This window comes from Myroides sp. ZB35 (genome assembly GCF_001865835.1).
In the GTDB taxonomy this organism is placed as follows: Bacteria; Bacteroidota; Bacteroidia; order Flavobacteriales; family Flavobacteriaceae; genus Flavobacterium; species Flavobacterium odoratimimum.
The window spans coordinates 434743-455836 of the sequence record NZ_CP017769.1 but is presented as its reverse complement, the minus strand read 5'-3'; the positions used below and the strand labels follow the sequence as shown (position 1 = coordinate 455836).

25 protein-coding genes are annotated in these 21094 nt (G+C 32.4%); 20 read left to right on the top strand and 5 right to left on the bottom strand.

Features of this window, described 5'->3' with window-relative positions; genetic code table 11:
* Position 1: 1 nt before the first annotated feature.
* Together BK054_RS02070 and BK054_RS02065 are read left to right on the top strand one after the other, a co-directional pair.
* A complete protein-coding gene (locus BK054_RS02070; RefSeq protein ID WP_006266997.1) occupies positions 2-1273 on the top strand; it encodes a DNA cytosine methyltransferase in 1272 nt (423 codons plus the stop codon).
* Between the two features lie 21 nt (positions 1274-1294).
* On the top strand, positions 1295-2059 hold the full coding sequence (locus BK054_RS02065; protein ID WP_006266998.1) for an Eco47II family restriction endonuclease: 765 nt from the start codon (positions 1295-1297) through the stop codon (positions 2057-2059).
* Between the two features lie 15 nt (positions 2060-2074).
* On the opposite strand, the gene dcm is transcribed toward BK054_RS02065, so the two are convergent.
* Positions 2075-3316 (bottom strand): DNA (cytosine-5-)-methyltransferase, encoded by a 1242-nt coding sequence (dcm, locus tag BK054_RS02060; RefSeq protein WP_006266999.1) that lies wholly within the window; start codon positions 3314-3316, stop codon positions 2075-2077.
* 362 nt (positions 3317-3678) lie between these two features.
* On the opposite strand from dcm, the gene BK054_RS02055 reads away from it, so the two are divergent.
* The 4 genes from BK054_RS02055 (at position 3679) to BK054_RS02040 (ending at position 7193) form a co-directional block, all read left to right on the top strand.
* Positions 3679-5172 carry a Fic family protein gene (locus tag BK054_RS02055; protein ID WP_006267000.1) on the top strand — a complete coding sequence of 498 codons (1494 nt, stop codon included), beginning with the start codon at positions 3679-3681 and terminating at the stop codon, positions 5170-5172.
* Positions 5173-5315: 143 nt separating this feature from the next.
* Entirely contained in the window at positions 5316-5555 is a 240-nt protein-coding gene (locus BK054_RS02050; RefSeq protein WP_006264452.1) for a hypothetical protein, read from the top strand.
* A 206-nt stretch (positions 5556-5761) separates the two neighbouring features.
* Positions 5762-6595, top strand: a complete 834-nt coding sequence (locus tag BK054_RS02045) for a tetratricopeptide repeat protein (protein WP_006267001.1) — start codon at positions 5762-5764, stop codon at positions 6593-6595.
* Between the two features lie 61 nt (positions 6596-6656).
* The gene (locus BK054_RS02040; RefSeq protein ID WP_006267002.1) at positions 6657-7193 is read left to right on the top strand and encodes a hypothetical protein; all 537 of its coding nucleotides are present in this window, start codon (positions 6657-6659) and stop codon (positions 7191-7193) included.
* 88 nt (positions 7194-7281) lie between these two features.
* Here BK054_RS02040 and BK054_RS02035 read toward each other — a convergent pair whose 3' ends face one another.
* Both BK054_RS02035 and BK054_RS02030 read right to left on the bottom strand, forming a co-directional pair.
* On the bottom strand, positions 7282-8103 hold the full coding sequence (locus tag BK054_RS02035) for an alpha/beta hydrolase (RefSeq protein WP_006267003.1): 822 nt from the start codon (positions 8101-8103) through the stop codon (positions 7282-7284).
* Positions 8104-8178: 75 nt separating this feature from the next.
* The gene (locus tag BK054_RS02030; protein WP_006267004.1) at positions 8179-8751 is read right to left on the bottom strand and encodes a Crp/Fnr family transcriptional regulator; all 573 of its coding nucleotides are present in this window, start codon (positions 8749-8751) and stop codon (positions 8179-8181) included.
* A 125-nt stretch (positions 8752-8876) separates the two neighbouring features.
* Here BK054_RS02030 and BK054_RS02025 point away from each other — a divergent pair, with 125 nt between their 5' ends.
* From BK054_RS02025 to BK054_RS01995, 7 genes are all read left to right on the top strand, one after another.
* On the top strand, positions 8877-9782 hold the full coding sequence (locus BK054_RS02025) for a hypothetical protein (RefSeq protein WP_006267005.1): 906 nt from the start codon (positions 8877-8879) through the stop codon (positions 9780-9782).
* Positions 9763-10395: an ATP-binding cassette domain-containing protein gene (locus BK054_RS02020; RefSeq protein ID WP_006260321.1), complete on the top strand. Its 633-nt coding sequence runs from the start codon at positions 9763-9765 to the stop codon at positions 10393-10395. The genes BK054_RS02025 and BK054_RS02020 overlap by 20 nt, the downstream gene beginning before the upstream one ends.
* Before the next feature lie 30 nt (positions 10396-10425).
* A complete protein-coding gene (locus tag BK054_RS02015; protein WP_006267007.1) occupies positions 10426-10788 on the top strand; it encodes a VOC family protein in 363 nt (120 codons plus the stop codon).
* 127 nt (positions 10789-10915) lie between these two features.
* A complete protein-coding gene (locus BK054_RS02010) occupies positions 10916-11395 on the top strand; it encodes a hypothetical protein (protein ID WP_006262019.1) in 480 nt (159 codons plus the stop codon).
* Positions 11396-11525: 130 nt separating this feature from the next.
* Positions 11526-12200 (top strand): DUF6304 family protein, encoded by a 675-nt coding sequence (locus tag BK054_RS02005; RefSeq protein ID WP_232234331.1) that lies wholly within the window; start codon positions 11526-11528, stop codon positions 12198-12200.
* Positions 12201-12324: 124 nt separating this feature from the next.
* Complete coding sequence (locus tag BK054_RS02000) at positions 12325-12900, top strand: hypothetical protein (RefSeq protein WP_232234330.1); 576 nt, start codon at positions 12325-12327, stop codon at positions 12898-12900.
* Between the two features lie 109 nt (positions 12901-13009).
* Positions 13010-13672 carry a VOC family protein gene (locus BK054_RS01995; protein WP_006260317.1) on the top strand — a complete coding sequence of 221 codons (663 nt, stop codon included), beginning with the start codon at positions 13010-13012 and terminating at the stop codon, positions 13670-13672.
* Between the two features lie 16 nt (positions 13673-13688).
* Here BK054_RS01995 and BK054_RS01990 read toward each other — a convergent pair whose 3' ends face one another.
* On the bottom strand, positions 13689-14033 hold the full coding sequence (locus BK054_RS01990; protein ID WP_006260316.1) for a winged helix-turn-helix transcriptional regulator: 345 nt from the start codon (positions 14031-14033) through the stop codon (positions 13689-13691).
* 91 nt (positions 14034-14124) lie between these two features.
* Here BK054_RS01990 and BK054_RS01985 point away from each other — a divergent pair, with 91 nt between their 5' ends.
* From BK054_RS01985 to BK054_RS01965, 5 genes are all read left to right on the top strand, one after another.
* Positions 14125-14760 (top strand): peroxiredoxin-like family protein, encoded by a 636-nt coding sequence (locus tag BK054_RS01985; RefSeq protein WP_006262016.1) that lies wholly within the window; start codon positions 14125-14127, stop codon positions 14758-14760.
* A 99-nt stretch (positions 14761-14859) separates the two neighbouring features.
* Positions 14860-15651: a DNA alkylation repair protein gene (locus BK054_RS01980; protein ID WP_006262015.1), complete on the top strand. Its 792-nt coding sequence runs from the start codon at positions 14860-14862 to the stop codon at positions 15649-15651.
* Between the two features lie 477 nt (positions 15652-16128).
* The gene (locus BK054_RS01975; RefSeq protein WP_006267011.1) at positions 16129-16533 is read left to right on the top strand and encodes a hypothetical protein; all 405 of its coding nucleotides are present in this window, start codon (positions 16129-16131) and stop codon (positions 16531-16533) included.
* Positions 16534-16628: 95 nt separating this feature from the next.
* A complete protein-coding gene (locus tag BK054_RS01970; protein WP_006260312.1) occupies positions 16629-17648 on the top strand; it encodes a DUF4421 family protein in 1020 nt (339 codons plus the stop codon).
* 118 nt (positions 17649-17766) lie between these two features.
* The gene (locus BK054_RS01965) at positions 17767-18204 is read left to right on the top strand and encodes an acyl-CoA thioesterase (RefSeq protein ID WP_156860082.1); all 438 of its coding nucleotides are present in this window, start codon (positions 17767-17769) and stop codon (positions 18202-18204) included.
* Positions 18205-18393: 189 nt separating this feature from the next.
* Here the strand turns inward: BK054_RS01965 and BK054_RS01960 are convergent, their stop codons facing one another.
* Complete coding sequence (locus BK054_RS01960) at positions 18394-18843, bottom strand: hypothetical protein (RefSeq protein WP_006262012.1); 450 nt, start codon at positions 18841-18843, stop codon at positions 18394-18396.
* A gap of 231 nt (positions 18844-19074) precedes the next feature.
* On the opposite strand from BK054_RS01960, the gene BK054_RS01955 reads away from it, so the two are divergent.
* Both BK054_RS01955 and BK054_RS01950 read left to right on the top strand, forming a co-directional pair.
* Complete coding sequence (locus BK054_RS01955) at positions 19075-20106, top strand: cytochrome-c peroxidase (protein ID WP_006264440.1); 1032 nt, start codon at positions 19075-19077, stop codon at positions 20104-20106.
* 211 nt (positions 20107-20317) lie between these two features.
* Complete coding sequence (locus tag BK054_RS01950; RefSeq protein WP_006267014.1) at positions 20318-21091, top strand: 3'-5' exonuclease; 774 nt, start codon at positions 20318-20320, stop codon at positions 21089-21091.
* Positions 21092-21094: the final 3 nt, after the last annotated feature.

The window sequence follows — 21094 nt, the reverse complement described above, 5'->3', positions numbered from 1 at the left end:
TATGAATTATATTGATTTGTTTGCTGGCGCAGGGGGACTCTCAGAAGGATTTATGAGAAAGGGGTTTGTACCTATAGCTCATGTTGAAATGAATAAAGACGCTTCTGATACATTAAAGACAAGAGCAGCATATTATTATTTGCGAAGAGTTGGTAATGAAGCTTTGTATAGAAAGTATTTATTAGATGAAAATAGAGTAAAGGAAGAGTTTTGGAATGAGATTCCTGATGAAGTTATTGATTCTGTTATTAATAAGGAGATCTCAAAAGATAGTTTAGAATATATTTACGAGAAGATAGATAAAAGATTAGAATGGTTAAACATTACTGAAGTAGATGTAGTTATAGGAGGACCTCCTTGTCAGGCTTATTCTGTTGCTGGAAGAGCAAGAGATCCAGAAAAGATGAAGAAAGATCCACGTAATTTTCTTTATAAATACTATGTTGAGTTTTTGAAAAGATATAAACCAAAGATGTTTGTTTTTGAGAATGTACCAGGTATATTATCTGCTAAAAATGGTATTCATTTAGAGAATATTATTAAAGCGATAGAGAAAGCAGGTTATAAGTGGGATATGCCACAGAATGATAAAAAAGTTCTAAACTCCAAAGATTTTGGTGTATTACAAGATCGAAAGAGAGTTATTATTATTGGTTGGAGAGAAGATTTACCATTTAAGTATCCTGATTTTGATTCTAATGAATATTCTTATGAAGTATTAAAAGACTTGTTTCAAGACTTACCTATAATGAGTCAAGGAAAAGGAACTATGAATGCTGTAAAATATAAGAGTGAAGCGACAGATTATTTACATTGGGCTAAGATTAGAAACAAAGAATGGGATATTTTAACTCATCATTTGGTTCGCCCAAATAATAAAATAGATTTGGAAATCTATCAGACGGCCGTTAGTTTGTGGAATAAAGGAAAAAGACTAAATTATACAGAGTTACCTGAAAGATTGATAACACATAAGAATTTAAAGTCTTTTACAAATCGCTTTCAAGTTGTAAATGGTAAAGGTATATCTCATACAGTTGTTGCACATATAGCAATGGATGGACATTATTATATTCACCCGGATATAAAACAAAATAGGTCTCTTAGTGTTAGGGAGGCAGCAAGAATACAATCATTTCCTGATGATTATTTTTTTGAAGGAAGTAGAACAGCTATTTTTAAACAGATAGGTAATGCAGTCCCTCCTTTAATGGCAGAATGCATAGCTGAAAAGATATATGCGATGATTGATTCGGTTGAAAAGAAAGATTGATTAGAAGGTAAAAAGTAGATAATGGCGAATAAGTATGTCAGTTTTGTTTCAGATGAGCATTTATTAGGTTGTATAGCAGCATTACATCAGGCGTATGTTAAGGCAAAGGGCAATGTGTCTAAGCAGAGTTTTTATAAGAATAAGGTAGATACTTTTAAGTTGACTTTTGACGCACACTTTAATGAGATGAATGAAGTAGACCTAATACAGTCAGAGATATTGCGTCAGGTAGATAAGTCTATTAATAATTCTATCGGTACATTTCACGAGCAAGTATTGGGTGGAATAAAGGGGTATCAAGTAGGGAAGTTAAGTGGTTTTGATATAAAAGCAGATGACGATACGCTATTCGCAGATATAAAGAATAAACACAATACGATGAATAGTAGCTCTTCTGAGGCGCTATTTCAGAAGTTGGCACGATATGCAGATGATTATAAAAAGGCGAACTGTTATTGGGTACAGATATTAGCTAAAGACAGCTTTAATGAACACTGGAAAGGAGATATTAATGGTAAAGAATACAGTCACAGTAGAGTGTATAAAATATCGGGAGATCAGTTCTATGCTTTATTAACTGGAGAAGAAGATGCTTTGTATCAATTATATACTGCTTTGCCTCGTGTGATTAAAGATTATAAAAATTCGCTAAGTGTAGCTGATAACGATGAGTCTAATTCTGCTTTAGAGGAAATAAAGAAAGATATTAAGGAAAGTAAGCGAAGTATCTTAGATCAGATTACTTCAGATAACTATAAGTATTACAACGGTTTTGATAAACTATAAAACAAAAGAGAGGAATTAATTCCTCTCTTTTGTTTTATAGTATCTGTTTAAGAAATTGATGATAGAGTATCCTACCTCTTTTGCTAAGTTGACAGGTACTGCATTACCGATTTGTTTGTACTGCTGTGCCATAGAGCCTGCGAATTGCCATTCGTCAGGGAAGGTTTGGATTCGGGCATACTCACGTACTGTGAATGGTCTAGTCTCATCAGGATGACAGCGTTCTGTTTGTTTCTGAGCTGGACTACACGTTAGCGTAAGACAAGGTTCGTCCCATCCGATACGTCTTGCCATACCTGTTTTACCTCCACCAAGGTAGAAACTACCTCCCATATATTCCTTTTGAATCTCTAAAGGCAGATCACGCCAGTACCCTTTAGGAGGTACTAAGTCTAATACTTCTTTTTTGCTTTGTGGATATTTTACTCCATTAGAAGTAGGAACATCTGTATCGAATAGTTCTCCCTTCTTTAAAGCATCCGTTAAAGTATATATTTTCTTAGAGGCTGTTGGGTAGTGATAGGGCAGAGGGATATCTTTGCGTATTCCGACTAAGATTAGGCGTTCTCTCTTTTGAGGAACGTTGTAGTGAATAGCTTTTAATACCTCAACAGGGACAACATTATACCCTATCTCGTCTAAGATAGACATCATGCCTTCAAGGGTTTTTCCTTTGTCATGATTTAATAAGCCTTTTACATTCTCCCCAATGCAGATAGCAGGTTGTACTTCTTGTACTGCACGTGCAAACTCATAGAATAGTGTTCCTCTTGCATCTTCTAAACCAAGACGTTTACCTGCATAGCTAAATGCCTGGCATGGAAACCCACCAGTGACTACATCTACTTGACCTTGGTATGCTGCAAAAGAAAAGTTTTTGATATCTCCTTCTAATACATTCCAGTGTGGTCTGTTTAAACGTAAAGTCTGACAAGCATATTTGTCTATTTCGTTTAAAGCAACGCATTTAAAACCTGCTTTCTCCATGCCGATAGCTAAACCACCTGCACCTGCAAATAGTTCTAATACTTTGTAGGTGTGATCAGGCTCTACTTGATTTAGGTTGGTAGTATCTGTCTCTGATATAAAATCTCCAAAAAGAGTAAGTATATCCGATTTTTTATATACGCGATAGTCAGTGATAGGTTCTCTAACGGCTTCTAACTTGCCATCTCTATCCCAACGTCTTAATGTTTCTTTACTCTTACCCAAAAGCTCTGCAGCTTCTGCTAATGATATATATTCTTCTGTAACCATCTTATACAACCTTATACATTGGTTACAAAAATACATTGTTTTTATCGTTAAAACCTAATGAAATCGATAAGTTGCTATGATTTATAGCATGAGGTTTAATAGCTTATTTTTTCTCAGAATATTATCTAAATAGTATACTACATGATTTTTTAGGATGAGGGATAATTCTTAACTTCGCCTGCCGAAAAGAAACAGTTCATAAGAAGGTTGTTTTGTAGTAAACAATAGGACTTAGAGGGCTGTTTAGCTATTTGTATTTTGTGATAGATAAAGGGTGTGAGATTAGAAATAGCAAGGTTGTATATGCTGAGTTTTATAAGGTAAATAGAATCAGGTATATAGATTTAAATTAATCAGTGAAGATGACTTATACAGAGGTAAAAATAAAGATAGATAACTTACAGCAACAGGTAGAGGCACTAGGAGGATTGAATAGTGAGCAATTTGTAACGCTGTCAGAGAAGTATAGATTAGAGTGTAACTATTACTCTAACGGTACAGAGGGAAATATACTGACTAAAGAAGAGATACGCAGCATGATTGCGGGAATGGTGAATGTGGAGAATAAGCCTCTTCGTGATTTGATGGAAATAAAGAAGCATGATGAGGTCTTAAAAGATATGTTAGGTGGAGGGTTAGTAGAGGTGCATCTGTCTGAGAAGTATATCAAAGAGCTTCACGCTAAGCTGATGTATGAAGAAGATGCAGAGAAGAAACTAACGACAGGGCAATGGAAACAATTTCCTAATGAGATGGTTACTTATAAGGGGGATAAATATCTTTATACGGGAGTGGCAGAGGTCAAAGCTGAGATGAAGGAGCTGATCAATCGTACGAATGAGGCTATCGATTACATACTGAAAGGAAAGAAATATGCACCGCACCCTATCGATGTGGCATTAAACTTTCATGTTGATTTCTTAAAGATTAGTCCTTTTGATAGAGGGAATAGAATTATCGCACGTATGCTGAGTAATCAGATTTTGATTGCATTCGTATATACTCCGTTTTGGATTACAGATAAGGAGAACAAAGCGTATGAACAATACCTTGCAGATGTATTATGCTATGAGGGAGCTAAAGATGATTTGTTTGGTCATATCGGTCAACAAATTCTTCGTTCGCAACAGATGGTGGTAGATATTCAAGAAGGGAAGTCTATTGAAGAATCTGAGAAGTTCTACAACCAAATAGAGATGCTTAAGCGTCAATTAAAAGCGAAAGAGGAAGAACAGAGTAAGGTGAAATCAGCTGCCTGGTTAGAGTCTATATTTACGCATTCGATACGTCCTTTATTTACAGAAGTAGAAAATAATGTAACGGAGAGTTTTGGAGACTTATTTGATGAGATCATAGGACAGTATACTTTAGATGTTTCAGAAGAGGAGTTAGAAGAATTAGTGGAGGAAGAATTACTTTCTGATACTATAGAGCACCAAGAAGATGAGTCTATGACTACTGAAGAGGAAGTAGTAGTGGAAGAGTCTATGACTAGTGAGAAAGAAGAAAGCGTTACTACTGAAGAAGAAACTAATGAGGATGAGTTATCTACAGAAGAGGATGAAGTAGAAGAAGAAAGTTCTAATGAAATAGATTTAGATAACCCAAATATTGTATGGGATAGAGCTGAAGGAATACAATCTATTATCCGTTTAGATGGATTCAAACTAATAGAAGGAGCAGAAGCTATAGAAGTAGGTTTAGCTTGTGTGTTTACTGAATTGACTTATATGATAGACTTAGGTAATGGTACAGTATTCGAAAAAGAGTATGATCAACAATTAGAAACTAAGGATATTAAAGCAATTAGCGATTATACATGTGAGTTGATTGTCAAAAAAATCAATGAGATATAAGCATTTTAAAAGATATACTAGAAGAGAAGCACTGTTTATGACAGTGCTTTTTTTGTGGATAAAAGATAATTATTTTGATATTATTCATTGATTTGGAATGTTCTTTGATGATGAATAAGTGTTTAGTTTTAAAATACTTAGTTATGGATATAGAAGCTCACTTACATCCTAATTATAGGATTTGTAGTATGTCTCCAGTGGAGATCAAAAAAGAATTGTCTACGTGGACAAGAGAAGAAATGATTGCATGGCTGTGTTGGAGTAGTCCTACAGGAATTTTTATAGATAGTGAGGCTATCGTAGAGTATGGAGATATTATCTGGAGAAATGAAGCGATAGATTTGATTATGTATAAGATAGAAATCATGCAGAAAGAAGAATAAGTAGTTAAACCCAGATTAAGCATTAGCCAAATACTACAAAGCAATTCTACTTTATATCTCTTTCATTAGCTCTAAAATCATACTATAGTATGCTTTTATCACTAATTCAGACCTCTTTTGTATAATTCCTTTTCGTTTATATGTCTATCGCTCATTCTGGGTTAAAAAAGAGTATCTTTAAATAACTAATTTATATGTAGATAGTTATGAAATACCCTTTTATTGTTTTTGGATTATTTGTATTAGTAGGATGTCAATCATCTAAAGAGAAGAATAAATATATTGAAGAACGCCAAATTAGTGAGGCGCAAGCAATAAAACAGGATAGTATTATAGCCCAATATGCTACTAATGGAGCCCATCAGTATAATTACTACTTAGATATGAATAAGTGGCAAACCAATTTAAATGAAGGGCTGAAGCAGGATAGCACAATAGCTTATCTATGGCAACAGAAAGCAATGCCTTATTTTAAAAATAGGAAGTATGAGGTAGGTATGGAATATTTAGATAAAGCTGTACGCTATGATGTGAAGCGTTATTTGCCGTATAGGGCTTTTATTAAGTGTGTATTTCTTAAGACTTATAAAGATGCAATTGCAGATTTTGAAGAATGTCTAACTCGTTGGGGAGATAGGTATGAAATGGATCATACATATACCTTTTATATCGGATTGTCCTATTTACAATTGAATGAGTTCGACACAGCAGAACAATACTTTTTAAGAGCAGTAGAGAAGCAGAAAGAAGTATTTCAAGATATACATCATGTTGATTTGTTTTATCTAGGGATTGTCAAGTATGAACAAGAATTGTATCAAGATGCAATTAACTATTTTGATATGGCGATTAAGGAGTATAAAGAGTTCTCTGATGCATACTTCTATAAGACTCTTTGTCAAGATAAGTTGAATGATAAAGGAGCAGATGCAACTTTTAAACTATTCAAGAAGTATAATAAGAAGGGATACTCTATCAATGAAGCGAATGCTATCTATGAACTATATCCTTATCAGATAAAACGACAGTATGCAAATTAGTTGTTTATAGGGATGCTGTTTAGTTGTAATAATATCTACATTTGCTGAAAATATAGAAGGTATGAAAAGAGCATTAATACTGATATGTATAGTAGCTATAACGATGAGTTGCAAACAGAATAATACAACTGAGGAGAAAGCTGTAGAACAGGCTGGTACGGAGACGACCGTATCTGTTTCTGAAAGCGAGCTAGTAAAACAGTTACAAAGTGAGTTATTGGTTCCTATGGAGATTAGTGATAAAGAGGCTAAAGAAGTGACTAAGAAGTATGGATTAGAGTTTGGAGGTAGTTGCTACGCTTGCGATGTTGCTAATATTATTATAGACGGAGAGATGATAAACTTGATGAATGCATGTGATTTGCAAACACAAATCTCTTATAAGATTACTAAAATAGAAGAGAAGGATAAAACGATAACCATATATACTCCATTAAATGAGTTCGTTTTTGAAAGAGTAGATGATTATCCTGTGTATCAATTAACTGTAAAAGGACAGGTAATCGATCAAGAACTGTATAGACCTGCAGGCTTTTATACATTAAAGAGCTTATTAGAGTCTTTTGATATTCACGATTGTGGTGATTTTGAGGGATAGGGGTAGGTTTGCAGTGTACTGTTAACAGTTCACAGTGACTAATAAAAAGATATAAAAAAAAGTCGAAGTTAGTGCTTCGACTTTTTTGTTACTGTATCGATTTAAAGAAGTTTTCGAATAAACTGATTTGGTGACTAAGTGATTTACTCCAATAAGCAGGTATATGATCGCCTGGTGATTCTGTATAGAGGTGGTAGATATGACGGTCAGTTAGGTGTTGGTGAAAGTCTCTATTCATTTCTATCATTTGCTCATCTTCTGTACCACAGTCTAAGATTAACATCTGATGTGTAGTAGCTAATACATCAATCTTGTTAAAGGTAAAATAAGCTTGATTTAATGTGTTTAATTCACCTAATACTTGATCAACTTGGTAGCCTTTATACCCTGTTCCAAAGCGGTTAAAATCTAAAGCGCCACAGCTACTACCGATAATAGAGAAGGTATTAGGGTAATGTGTGCCAATGTGAATAGCGCCATAACCTCCCATACTCCAACCTAATATTCCTCTACTGTTCTTGTCTTTAATAGTAGGGTAGTGAGCGTCTATATAGGTTACAAGTTCTTCACCAATAAAAGTTTGATATTGAGAGTCTTTTTTTAATGGGCTATCAACATACCAACTGTTGTAATTCCCATTGACTAAGATATAGATTGTATTATTCTCTATAGCTTTTTGTTGAAGATTAGGAATATCCTGTTGATAGGTACGTGTAGGATTACCACTATAACCATGAAGGATATAGACGCTTTTATACGTTTTGCTTTTCTCTACGATAGGTGTGATAATGACAGTTTCAATCTCTTTTTGCATTTTAGCGCTAAAGATATTTTCTTTTTTGAGTTGCTGCGCTTGACTATTAATAAAAGTGATTAGTAAAAATAGGTTAGATAATATTGTTGTTTTCATCTTCTTTGTTGTTTAAATAACTTTACAAAGTTGCTGTACAAAAAGATGAAAAACATTTACATATGTTGATGTTTACTAAAAATTAAGTTCTTTTCGAATACGACTCAGTTGGGTAGGTGTGATACCTAAATAAGATGCTATCTGGTGTTGTTTAAGACGATTGTATAATCTCTGGTTCTCGTATAACTTTATATAACGTTGTTTAGCAGATTCCCATTTAAGGTTTATCTCTAGAGGTTCTTTTTTAACTACCCAATTGCGTTCTAAATAATTAATTTGAAATAAAGCTAGGTCGTGATATTGGTGTACTAAATCTCTAAATTCTTGAGCTGGATAAATGATAAGGGCTGTATCCTCTAATGCAACAATGCTAAAATCACTAGGCTTATGCTCTATAATAGCTGAGGTGGAGGCAACAAAAGATTTTTCTTCAAAGAAGATTTTATAAATCGTATTGCCCTGCTCATCTATGCTGTAGTACCCTAATAGTCCTTCTCTGATATAGTAATAATATCGAGCTAAATCACCCGCTCTAAGGACGAGGTCATTCTTCTTATAATGCACAATCTTACAGATACTCAATAGTGCTTTTTGAGTTTCTTCAGAGATAGAATAGTAACTGTGAATTTGTTTTAAGAAGTCTTGCATAGAATATGTTGTAATAATGAATAAGCAATTTAAATGATTTAGTTTAATTGCTTAAAATAAATCAATAAATGTTGTTATAAAGTGTTGAATAGAATTACTTATCTTAGAGATATAATTAAAAGTATATGCTAGTTCTAGTAGGTTATTTAGTAAATATTCGTTTTAGAAAATATGTGTCTAAAGGAGACTATGTAGCTATGACGTTGATATGTGGACTCTATATAAGTACTGCTGTATTAGCCTATTTTAATTACGCTATAGTAAAAGGGATGTTTTATTTTGTGTTTTTAGATGTTATTCTGTACCACTCTAGTAGAACAGATATAGAATTATTAAAAGTATATAAACATTATCGGATAGTATTGTGGTTTGAATATCTGTTGTATAGTTTTCCTTTTTTAGTTGTGCTGATAGCGAACCGAGAGTATGTGGGAATGGGGAGTGTAGTCGTGTTATATTACCTCTTATCTTTTATCCCCAAGAAACAGTCAACTGTGGTTAAGTATCCTTTTTCTTTAGTTGATCCTTTTTGGAGGATTAGTTTTAGGAAGTTTAAATTGTTATGGATATTACCTCTGGTGATCTTGTTTAGTATAATGGGAGTGAGATACAGCAATGAAAACTTGGTTATAGGGAGTTTTGTCTTGGCAGGAATCTTAACAATGATACCAACTTTTGAAAGAGAAAGGGAAACAGAGATTATGACAAGTGTGTTAAGTGGTAGAGAGTATATGGAAGAGCAGGTAAAAGGACAGATGTTTAATTCTTTACTAGTTATAATGCCTGTTTTACTATTGGTGTTAGCAATGTCTTTTGATTGGAACTATGTGTTTTGGGGAGTATTAGTTTTAATTTTACCAATGTGTAATACAATACTAAAGTATCGTTTTTATAGAAGTGAATTAAAACATCAATTGTTTATAGCAAGTTGTCTTATAGGAATTGGCTTGCCATTATTAGCGATGCCTTTTTTGTATAAACGAGCAATTCGTCAATTAAATCAGATAAAGAATGTTGAAAGTAAATATTAAAGAAAAGAGCTATGGTAATCATCTTGTTCTAAAAGACATTCAATTTACTATAGATAAGCCTGGTATTTATGGGGTAATGGGGAAAAATGGAGAGGGAAAGACTACGCTGTTTAAATGCATGCTTGGTTTAGAAAAATATAAAGGTACTGTTGAATTAAAAGACAAGGTTCTTTCTCTGCAAGAAGTAGGCTGGTGCAGTGCCGAACCTGCTGTATATGATGAGTTAACAGCAGAGGAGTTTTATACTTTTTACCAACATTTAATACAACAAAAAGGACTGGGGAATCAATTGTTGTTTGACTTGCCTTCTGATAAGTTAATCAAGGAATTCTCTACAGGGATGAGGAAAAAGGTCTATCTCAATGCTGTACTTCAGAAAGAGTATAAGATGTATATACTAGACGAACCTTTTAATGGGCTAGATATAGAGGCTAATTATTATTTGATGAAGTATCTAGAGCATTTGTCTCAAGAGAGTATCGTGTTTATCTCTTCACATATAGCGGATGTGCTATACAAACATTGTCAAGCTATTTTTATGATAAAGGATAAAACTATTAAATGCTATGAGCAAGAGGAGTTTACTGAAATAGAAGAAGAATTTTTTAAATAGAAAGAAATGATAAAATATAGTTATACCATTATGTATGTGGTAGATGTAGAGACTACTGTAAAGTTTTATGAAGAGGCATTTGGGTTTGTGCGTAAGTTCATCACTCCAGAGGCTGATTATGCAGAGCTTGTGTCAGGAGATACTACGATTGCTTTTGCACAAGTAGGGTTGGCAAGTAGTAATTTGAGTAAAGGGTATCAACAGGTGAGTAAAGAGAAACCTTTTGGGATCGAGTTAGGCTTTGTTGTGGATGATGTACCCTTAGCTATCCAAAAGGTAGAACAAGCGGGAGGCACAGTATATGAGCCTGTAACAGTAAAGCCTTGGGGACAGACGGTAGGGTATGTTTTAGATCATAATGGTTTCTTAATAGAGTTGTGTACAACGATATAAAGTATCCAAAAGGGATAAAGTTGTTTTGTGATTTTGCTATACATTTGCACTCTAATTCAGTTGTTTAAGAGTGTTTTACTATCGAGATAACGGATTGGATAATGTGTTTAATTGCAAATAGATTTTTATGATAGTGTGGGCAGGAAGGGGAATATTAGCCTTGTTATTTCCCTTATTAAGTTTAGGAATTGGTTTTCTAATTCCTCTACATGAGTATAGAGCGGAGATACTTCCTTTGAGTATTTCATTAGGAGGGCTGCTTACTTGGTACTTAGGAAGTAAATGGAATAAGATAGAGATATATTTTGATCCAGAAGACCAACAGTATTATAAGAGAGAAAATGATCATACACTATATTGGATTCCGATGCATTATATTGGTTTAGGAATTATGTTTATAGGAGCTACATCTCTTTTAGGAATTAATCTATGGGTAGGTATCCCTTTAGTATTAATCTATATTTATATAGTGGGATATGATTATTTTAAGAAAAAAGGGCTGGGAATACCTAGAGCTAAAATAAACCAACGTCCGATGAGTAGACAGGAGGCAGAGAGGAATATACCTCCAGCACTTCCTTCGAATAATTGGGAAAGTCGTAGATAGGTAATCTTCTCTGTATGTGACAGAAAAATACAAAAGAGAATAAGGTTGCGATTAGTTCTTTTATTACAGGATAATGTATGGTGTAAACTAGATTGTATTATGGTTGTGATGTATAGTATAAAGTAAGTAAATGATGGTGTATCAAGGTGTTTATACTCATAAGAATAAGAGTGTTCCTATAGAAATACATTACGATGGAGAATATCTCTCTGTAGAAATAGAAGGATTACTGTTTAAAGGGAGAGAGTTTACTGATTTATGTTATCAAGGAGATTTAGAAGAAGGAACCATTGATAGTACATGGATAACTCTTGCCTCAGATCTAGATCACTGTTTGACAGATTGTCAATTTGAATTTACTGTATCTCAGTATTTATTGTCATCAGATGGGATTACAGAGCTTGCAGAATTAATGATGTGCTTTAGTCATGGTAGCTATAAAGAATCCGATAATGCAAGTTTCTATGAAGAAGTTAGGACTGAATTGACATGGAAGGAAGAGGTTTTTGTAGGGAAGAGTGGATTTGTTGAGGTAGCGTTTGACCAATTAAAGAAACAATTGCCTCAAGGGTATTCAATTAAGAATTGTTATGGTTGTCTATATGGTGATTATAGTATTTATGGAAATAGCTCTTTTGGAACAATGATGTGCTTTAAGCATATGAAGCAAAAGTATACTGAAGTAGGTAATAAAGAAGATTATAGTGATTTATGTGTAGATGAAAGTGATCTTATCGAATGGGTACAAGAGATAAATTGTTGTGATGAGTTTGAGGTAAGAGGGAATGGTGGAGCTTATAGATAGATGAGGTGATTGAATAGAAAATAATATTACACTAATACTGCAGAATGAAAAAGGAGTAGGAGTAAAAGGGAAGAGTTGTTTATTTAATAGGTTAAGTTAGAGGAACAAGTTTAAGTTTTTGATAATGATGTATCTGTTGTTGATTGTTTTGATTATAGGAGGTCTAGTTTTTTATAAAAAAAACGCAGATAAGAAACGTATACCTATCAAAGAGTATACTTTAGTTTCGGAAGAATTAATTACAGTTTCTTTAAATAATGCAGAAGTAAGCCAACACCGTTATCATTATGATTCTACTAAAGATAAAATTGCTTTTTTAAATAAAGACTTTAGATACAGTCTTGCTGAACAACGTGCTGGAATTGATAATATTTGGTTTCAAAAGAAACATACTACTGAATATGACCTAAAGCAAAATAGAATAAACTATATTGAAAGTTTAGAATTAAATGAAGTACGTATACCGCTGTTGTTTGATGGTAAAGAGATGCAAGCTGTTGCTGCAATGGATATAGATCGATCTACTCTAGAGATACATTTATTTAATGAGAAAGAAGTCAAGGTATTGGCTCAGAAATACGAAACAAAATCAGGAGAAGTGAAGTATGATTGTGTTTTTGGTTTTGATTTTCTCTTAAGTGATAGCAAGTATGGAGAGATGTACTATACTACCTATATGCTTTATAGTAATATAAGGTAAGTAAGAGATTAATAGTCTTTATCTATCTAGATATAAATAAATGATGAGGAATTAATATGTAAGTATGAGTCTGTTTAAGGATATTTGTTTTTATAAAAAAGAATAGAAGATGTATATAGTAAATTTAGATATAGAGACAAACCAATTAGAAGAAACAAAAGCGTTTTATACAGAGGTATTGGATTTTGATATTATTGAAGAGTCAAAAGGTAGTTTTGCTGTACAGGCAGGAGAGACGATTCTTACATTTAAAGAAGTAAATACGCCTATCAATGTATATCACTTTGCTTTTAACATTCCTTCTAATCAGATAGAAGAAGCATTAATCTGGTCAAGAGAGCATGTTGATTTAATAGAGAATGTAGAAGGTAATTTGGTTACTCATTTTGAAGCATGGAAGGCGAAGTCTATTTATTTTACAGATAACAACGGGAATATCTTAGAGTTTATAGCAAGAGAAGATATTTTACTTTCATTGAAAGGACCTTTTGATCCTGTACAAATTACTTGTATTAGTGAGATAGGTGTAGTGGTAGAGAAACCAATAGTCGAGGCAGAGAAGTTAATTCAAGAATATAATCTAAGCTATTTTAAAAAGGCAGAGCCTACAGAGCAATTCTTAGCTTTAGGTGATGATCAAGGTTTGATTATTATGGTGACACCTGATCGCAATTGGTATCCTACTAATATCCCTGCTAAGTTTACCAACTCAGAAATGATCGTAGAGAATAATGAAATGATGATTTCTTTAAAGAGTAAAGATTTGTATTAATAAAATATAAAAGAGACTATTCGGTAGTCTCTTTTTCTTTTAATAAGGTTTCGCCCCAAGTATTTAGTTTCCATAAAACTTCTACTAATTGTTCTCCTAGTGGGGTAAGGAAATATTCTACTCTAGGAGGAAGTTCATTATAACTTACTTTGTACAAGACTCCGTCTTGTTCTAATTCTTTTAGTTGTTGGTTAAGTACACGACGGTCTACTTTCATGATTCCTTTTAGCATTTCGCTTGGTCGTTTATGACCTTGATTGATTTGCCAAACGATGGGAATTTTCCACTTTCCACTGATGGCATTCACTGCAAATTCAAGTGGACAAATTTTTTCTTCTATTGCTCGTGCTTTTGTATTCATAAAAGTGACTTTTTTATCCCTATGGGGTAAATATATGCGGTATTGTATGATAATAAAGTGATTATCATCTTTGCAAAAATAAGATTTTAATATGAAAGAAATAAAACAAGCATTAGATACAATTACTCAAGGAATGCAATCACAAGTACCAGTGGAAATTCTAAACGCTTTTGGAAATTCTATTGCAGATTTGCAAACAAAAAGTTTTGGCACAAAGTCAGAAGTAGGAATGATGTTTTCTTCTATAGAAGTGATAAATGAAAATAATCAGAAGGTTTCTATTGACAAGTTGTTTCAAGGGAAAAAGACCTTAGTGAGTTTTGTACGAGGAAATTGGTGTCCTTTTTGTAATATAGAGATGGCTCATTTAATGAGTTATTATCCAATGTTACAAGAAAAAGGAGTTGAGGTAATTGTGGTATCTCCAATGAATATAGAGCAACTTAGAGAATGGAAGAGAGAACTTCAAATGCCCTTTTCGGTTGTTCAGGATGAGGACTTAACATTAGGTGAGGCATTAGATATCAAATTTGAACTGCAGGATTTCGTACAGCCTCATTATGAAATGCTTGGAATAGATCTAAAGCATCTGAATCAAACAGAAAAAGCGGAGTTAAATATACCTGCTGTCTATTTAGTAGATGAAGAGGGAAGAATTAGCTTTAGATATATGGATGTGAATTATGGTAATCGATTAGAATTGAAAGAGGTAATTAATGTTTTGTAACATTTAGACTGTATATTTATCTTTACAGTAGAGTCCTAATATTATATAGATAAAGAATAAAGCTCGTAAGAGCTTTATTTTGTTTTAAGAATGTTCATTATGGAGAATAGAAAAGGAGCAAGGTCAATTAAAGATATTCCTGAAGATGTTTTAGCGATGTTAAATAAAGGTGAGTTGTCAAGTGTGAATTTGACAGAATGGCTAGCTATTGATCAGAGGTTGTTGGTACAGCATGTATTATCAGATTTAAAAAAAGACACTTATATAGACATAGTATTAGATGCTATAGAGAGTATAAAAAAGCCAACAGTGAATTCTATTAATCAGTGTATAGGATATACTCTGTTTTGTTTAACAAAAGAAAATGAAGATGAAGAATTGTTTGAGCTACTGAAAAAGCATAAAAGTGATTTAGTACGCTGTTGGGCGACCTATTTCATAGGTTATGATGAAACATTAAGTATCAGTGAAAAGCTAGAAGAGATTAAATACTTTGCGGCGGATGCTCATTTTGGTGTTAGAGAAATTTGTTGGATGGCGGTACGTGCTGATATCACAGATAATCTAGAGGAAAGTATACAACTACTACTTGACTGGACTAGTGATAAAAATGAATACATAAGAAGGTTTGCGACAGAGTCAACTCGACCTAGAGGAGTGTGGTGTAAACATATTGACAAACTAAAAGAGGATCCTGAAATGGGACTTCCTTTATTAGAAGCTTTGAAAGGAGATACTTCTAAGTATGTGAAGGATAGTGTCGGTAATTGGTTAAATGATGCATCTAAAACAAGGCCTGATTTTGTTATAGGAATTTGTAATCAATGGGAAAACGAAAGCACTTCTAAGGATATTTTATACATCATAAAGAAAGCAACAAGAAGCTTGTAAATAAAAAAAATATGTGTTTTTAATAAAAAATATCTTGTTTCGCGCTTTTATGAGATTTTCACAATGTCAATGATTGACGTAATGTGAATTGTTAGTGTTGTTTTTTACTTTTTTGTTGAACTGTTTTAATAGTTTTTGTTTGGATATATTTTTAATATTGAAATTTCGTTGTTTTATTAATTTCAATATTGTTTGAAATTAAGGTTATATTTATATTATATGTTTATTTTTTGTTTTTTTGATAAAAATGAGTGTTTGACTTTTTTAAAACGTATTTGTATATATTAAAAAAATACAAATAATTTGAATTGTTTAAGATATAATTGGTTTTTATATTATTTTTTATCAAAAAAAATAGGTTATAGTGTCTCAAAGTTTCTTAAAAATGGATAGTAATTTAAAAATAATATATAATGTTGTGAGAACTAATGTTTTAGTATCTTTATCAATGAAAAGAAAATTAAATTTTGTTGTTTTATGAAAGCAGAAGTACAATTCAATGACTTCACAGGAAGTATTGCGGCTGATATATCAGATATCATCGCAGCAAAAAAAGGGAATTACATCAGTAGTATTGGGGAGTACTTTGATGTAGATCAAGAAAGATTTAAAGTTGTAGGAATATCTTTGACAGGTATTAGTGACTTTAAAGCAACTCTAATCTGTGTAGATAAACAAAAAAGCACAGAAAGTAAAGAGCACATTGTAAAAATGACCTTAGAGTTGGATGAAGAAGGACAGAAAGAAATGTTGAATTTATTATTTAAACGTTTAAATCTTGTTCTATTTGATGCTGGTGAGAAGCATTATTCAACTTTAGAATGTGATGAAGAAATTGCATTTAACGATCATCATGTATATGACTACTATGATGTAAACTAAATCTTTTAGTCTATTAAAAACTTAATAAACCTCTAGTTGTAAGACTAGAGGTTTTTTTATTAATATTGTTTTGAGATAATTAATTGTCAGTTATAGTGAGGTATTTAATAGTATTAGTATTTTTTTCGTTGTCAATGTCTGTTGTTGCACAGGTTGATTCTACTTATGTAAGAGATCATATAAAGTCTTATGGTGTTAAGTTTGCTTTTGGTAAGGATGTATTAGCGTTAGACTATACTTTAGAAGATAAAAAAAGCACACAGACTTTTGAGTCTAATAAACCTGTGAGTATAGGGGTAGGTTTTTTATGGGGGAGTTCTTCTTTTAGTTTTAGTCATGGTTTTTCTTTTATGAGAGAAAAAGAAAAAGGGAAAACAAAAGCAACAGATTTTCAATATCATCATTATGGAGATAAATTTCTGATTGATTTATATTACAAACGAAATAAAGGATTTTATCGTTATACAGGAGATCATAAAGATGATACCCCAACAGAGGATGATATATTTCCAGATTTTAAAATTCATATGTATGGAGCCTTGTTTCAATACGTATGGAATAATGAAAAGTATTCTTTAGGTGCTGCTTACGACTTTAATAAAGTACAAGTAAAATCTGCAGGTTCTTTATTATTAGGAGGAGGGGTGTTTTATTCATCACTACGGAATATTCCGGTTTTTTCTGAAGAGTTGCAAGATTATGATAAACGTACATATCATTTTGGTCCTAATATAGGGTATGGGTATAACTGGGTACCGTATAAAAAAGTATTGGTAGCAGGCGCATTTACATTTGGTGTGAATGGAGCAATAGAAGAAAACTTATTAACGAATAAAAGAATTTTTACAGTTAATCCTTCTGTAGTAGGGCGTTTTTCTCTTGGTTATATTGGGGAAGAATGGATAATTAGTGCATCTGCTATAGCGAATGGTTTATTTCTAAATATGAAAAAGGATTATCAAACAGGACTATTGACAAGTACATTTAATCTTACTGTTATCAAACGATTTGATTTAAAGAGAGAAATCAGCTTTCTAAAAAAGGATTACAATTGGAAAGAAGCCATATTTGGAAGTAAAAGTAATGATGTGAACAATACCATAAATGAAGAATAACATCAATACACTTCTGAAATAAAAACTTTTTGCTTAGAGTTTAGATATTATGAAGAAAGTAGAGTTGTGTTTTAATATGTTTTTTATATCTTGAATCTCAAACTTTAGATGAGTAAATATGGAATTTAATAGTAATGATTTTAGGTTTTACCACCCATTAGAAATAAGATGGAGTGATATGGATGCCTTAGGACACGTTAATAATGTAATCTATATAGACTACTTTCAAATCGGTAGAGGGTATTATATGAATCAGGCAAGTAAAACATGGGACTGGTTTAAGCATATGTTTGTTATTGCTAACATTTCGTGTAATTATGTTAAAGAGATTAAGCTAGATGTAAAACACCCGAGAATTGGTGTAAGGATATCAAAAATGGGAGGTAAGAGTTTTGAGATTGAATACGCTATTGTTAGTGAAGGGGAGAATAGAGATCTGATCTTGCATGCGATAGGTACGAGTACACAAGTGATGATCGATATTAAAGAGAAGAAAACAATAGAAATTCCGATTTGGTTAAGAGAGGAAGTGTCTGGTTATGAACCAAGTTTATAAATATTTAGAAAAGATAATATAGGAGCTATTTTTAATAGTATTTGATAACGGTAGTTTTTAAAATAGGTGGTAATAAACAGAGAGGAACTATTCATTGAATAGTTCCTCTCTGTTTATTAGATATTATAATAGTCTAGCTTATTTTACACTTAGTAGAAAACCTTTTGATTCCTTGAAGGCTATATAATATTAATAACGTTCATTTTTCCATAAAGCAATATCTGCTAATATACGTTGAGTATCGGCATTTACTTCTTTTAAATGATTAGAAGTATATAATGTATATCGGGCTTTGTCTAACTGTAACCTTACTTCATAATCACTAATAATTTTTACAGTAATTTGTTTAGTCTTATCTGTGAATTCCTGAAATCTAGTGTTTTCTTTATTTTCTCTTAGTGTTAAATATACAGGCTCTGTCTTTTCATTTAGTTTAGCATCTTGTTGATATACTAAAGTAGCTTCACCGTTCTCATAGGTGAAAAAGTAATTTTTAAACATAAAGGTTTTAGCAGAATAGACTACTGTTTTTTCATTCTTTAGTTTATAGGGTGAAGATACTATTGTTTCTGTGGTGTGACAACTTGTACAAATTATCGCTAAAGAGAAAGAGATAAGAAGAGAATAAATTGTTTTCATAGTATTTTATCGTTGTTGGTTATAGCCAAAATAGAGTAAATATTTAATAAAACAAAATAAATATTATGTGATGTTTGTTTTTCGATAGTTATTTTTAAGTTTATGGTTGATTTAAGGGTTTAAAGTTGAATAAATAGTAAAACCAGAAGTAGTGGTGTAAGGTGATATATGTCATTCTTCTTCTTCTTTATACTAAGTAACTTGATATCATAAATCAAAGTAGTATTAAATATGAAAAAGCATCTAGTTTTATTGACTGTATTATTGGCATTTGTCAGTTGTAAAAAGGAACAAACAAGTAGTTCAGATCATAAAGAAGAAAACAAATCAGAATTATTAACTAAAGCCTCAGCTTATTTTCAACCTATTTCTTCTGTAGAGAATACAAATTTAGATCCAGAGAAAGTAGCCTTAGGAAAATATTTATATTTTGATACGAATCTTTCTAAAGATGGAAATATCAGCTGTAATTCATGCCATAATTTAAATACCTATGGGGTAGATAATTTAGCCTTTTCTCCTGGAGATGATGGGTCTTTAGGGGGGCGTAATTCACCTACTGTTTTTCATGCAGCTTTACATAGTATGCAATTTTGGGATGGGAGAGCAAAAGATGTTGAAGAGCAGGCTGGAGGGCCTATTCTAAATCCAGTAGAGCACAATATTAAAAATGAAAAAGAATTAGAAGATAGGTTGCGTAAAATCGATATGTATAAGGAGAAGTTTGCAGCTGTATATAAATCGGATAAAGAACCTATCACATTTAAAAATATTACTAATGCCATTGGTGCATTTGAACGTACATTAATGCCAGAGAGTAGATTTGATAAGTTCTTAGATGGAGATGTAGCTGCATTAACAGCACAAGAGCAAAAAGGATTAGAAACATTTATTTCTGTGGGATGTATTACTTGTCATAATGGAGTAGCGTTAGGAGGGCAGATGTTCCAAAAATTCGGAGTGTACGGTGATTATTGGCAAGAAACTAAATCAGCTAAGATAGATAATGGGCTAGCTGATTTAAGTAAAAAAGATACAGAGAAATATTTATTTAAAGTACCTGGATTGAGAAATATAGAGCATACAGGGCCTTATTTTCACGATGGTTCTGTGAAGGATTTGAAAGAGGCTGTGCGTATTATGGCCAGTTTACAAACTAATGTAAAATTAAGTCAAGAGCAAATAGATGATATTACAGTGTTCTTAGGAAGTTTGTCTAGTGATATAGATGACGAGGTGAAAAAATCACCTTTTGAGTCATAGATTTGGTTAGATATGTTATTTTAAATGTTTTATTTAAAGGCTATTCTGTTTAAGAATAGCCTTTATTATTTGTGATAATTGTTATATATTCATGAAGATAATAAAAAGTAAATATGTCGATATTAGTTATTAATGTTAAAAAAGTTAGTATTGGTTTTTAATATGCTAAAGTTTACATTTATTATATTTGTAATTAAATAAAAATAGAATAATGGAGTTGAAATTACATAGACCAATTTGTTTCTTTGATTTAGAGACAACAGGTATAGACGTAGCAAGAGACAGAGTTGTAGAAATATCGATATTAAAAGTGTTTCCAAATGGAAATAAAGAAAGCAAGACTTGGTTAGTAAATCCAGAGAGAGCCATACCAGCACAGTCTACAGCTATACACGGTATTACTGATGAGAAGGTAGCGAATGAGCCAACGTTTAAAGAATTAGCTCCGCTAGTGTACAATATGATTAAAGATTCTGACTTAGCAGGGTTTAATTCAGATCGTTTTGATATCCCACTATTAGCAGAAGAATTATTGAGAGCAGGAGTAGATTTTGAAATGGGAAATAGGGTGTCTGTAGATATCCAAACAATCTTCCATAAAAAGGAAGAGCGTACACTAAGTGCTGCTTATCGCTTTTATTGTAATGAAAGTTTAGATAATGCTCATTCAGCAGAAGCAGACACAAATGCGACTTACGAAATTTTAAAAGCGCAGTTAGATAGATATGAGGACTTAGAGAATGATATGAAGTCATTATCTGAGTTTACTACTCGTAAGAAAAGTGTGGACTTCGCAGGGTTTATTGCACTAAATGAAGAAGGTAAAGAAATATTTACTTTTGGAAAGCACAAAGGAGCATTAGTAGATGATGTTTTGGAGAATGAACCTGGGTACTATGGTTGGATTCAGAATGCAGACTTTCCATTGTATACTAAGAAAGTATTGACAGGTCTAAAATTGCGAAAATTAAATAATAAGTTGTAACAT

Bases quoted from the DNA above. Each gene is read 5' to 3' on its own strand.
- BK054_RS02000 (WP_232234330.1), top strand. From the start codon at position 12,325: ATGATGTATCTGTTGTTGATTGTTTTGATTATAGGAGGTCTAGTTTTT.
- BK054_RS02005 (WP_232234331.1), top strand. From the start codon at position 11,526: ATGATGGTGTATCAAGGTGTTTATACTCATAAGAATAAGAGTGTTCCT.
- BK054_RS02020 (WP_006260321.1), top strand. From the start codon at position 9,763: ATGTTGAAAGTAAATATTAAAGAAAAGAGCTATGGTAATCATCTTGTT.
- BK054_RS02015 (WP_006267007.1), top strand. From the start codon at position 10,426: ATGTATGTGGTAGATGTAGAGACTACTGTAAAGTTTTATGAAGAGGCA.
- BK054_RS02035 (WP_006267003.1), bottom strand. From the start codon at position 8,103: ATGAAAACAACAATATTATCTAACCTATTTTTACTAATCACTTTTATT.
- dcm (WP_006266999.1), bottom strand. From the start codon at position 3,316: ATGGTTACAGAAGAATATATATCATTAGCAGAAGCTGCAGAGCTTTTG.
- BK054_RS01985 (WP_006262016.1), top strand. From the start codon at position 14,125: ATGAAAGAAATAAAACAAGCATTAGATACAATTACTCAAGGAATGCAA.
- BK054_RS02025 (WP_006267005.1), top strand. From the start codon at position 8,877: ATGCTAGTTCTAGTAGGTTATTTAGTAAATATTCGTTTTAGAAAATAT.
- BK054_RS01990 (WP_006260316.1), bottom strand. From the start codon at position 14,033: ATGAATACAAAAGCACGAGCAATAGAAGAAAAAATTTGTCCACTTGAA.
- BK054_RS02040 (WP_006267002.1), top strand. From the start codon at position 6,657: ATGAAAAGAGCATTAATACTGATATGTATAGTAGCTATAACGATGAGT.
- BK054_RS01955 (WP_006264440.1), top strand. From the start codon at position 19,075: ATGAAAAAGCATCTAGTTTTATTGACTGTATTATTGGCATTTGTCAGT.
- BK054_RS01960 (WP_006262012.1), bottom strand. From the start codon at position 18,843: ATGAAAACAATTTATTCTCTTCTTATCTCTTTCTCTTTAGCGATAATT.
- BK054_RS02055 (WP_006267000.1), top strand. From the start codon at position 3,679: ATGACTTATACAGAGGTAAAAATAAAGATAGATAACTTACAGCAACAG.
- BK054_RS02030 (WP_006267004.1), bottom strand. From the start codon at position 8,751: ATGCAAGACTTCTTAAAACAAATTCACAGTTACTATTCTATCTCTGAA.
- BK054_RS01975 (WP_006267011.1), top strand. From the start codon at position 16,129: ATGAAAGCAGAAGTACAATTCAATGACTTCACAGGAAGTATTGCGGCT.
- BK054_RS02070 (WP_006266997.1), top strand. From the start codon at position 2: ATGAATTATATTGATTTGTTTGCTGGCGCAGGGGGACTCTCAGAAGGA.
- BK054_RS01980 (WP_006262015.1), top strand. From the start codon at position 14,860: ATGGAGAATAGAAAAGGAGCAAGGTCAATTAAAGATATTCCTGAAGAT.
- BK054_RS01950 (WP_006267014.1), top strand. From the start codon at position 20,318: ATGGAGTTGAAATTACATAGACCAATTTGTTTCTTTGATTTAGAGACA.
- BK054_RS01995 (WP_006260317.1), top strand. From the start codon at position 13,010: ATGTATATAGTAAATTTAGATATAGAGACAAACCAATTAGAAGAAACA.
- BK054_RS02065 (WP_006266998.1), top strand. From the start codon at position 1,295: ATGGCGAATAAGTATGTCAGTTTTGTTTCAGATGAGCATTTATTAGGT.
- BK054_RS02010 (WP_006262019.1), top strand. From the start codon at position 10,916: ATGATAGTGTGGGCAGGAAGGGGAATATTAGCCTTGTTATTTCCCTTA.
- BK054_RS01965 (WP_156860082.1), top strand. From the start codon at position 17,767: ATGGAATTTAATAGTAATGATTTTAGGTTTTACCACCCATTAGAAATA.
- BK054_RS02050 (WP_006264452.1), top strand. From the start codon at position 5,316: ATGGATATAGAAGCTCACTTACATCCTAATTATAGGATTTGTAGTATG.
- BK054_RS02045 (WP_006267001.1), top strand. From the start codon at position 5,762: ATGAAATACCCTTTTATTGTTTTTGGATTATTTGTATTAGTAGGATGT.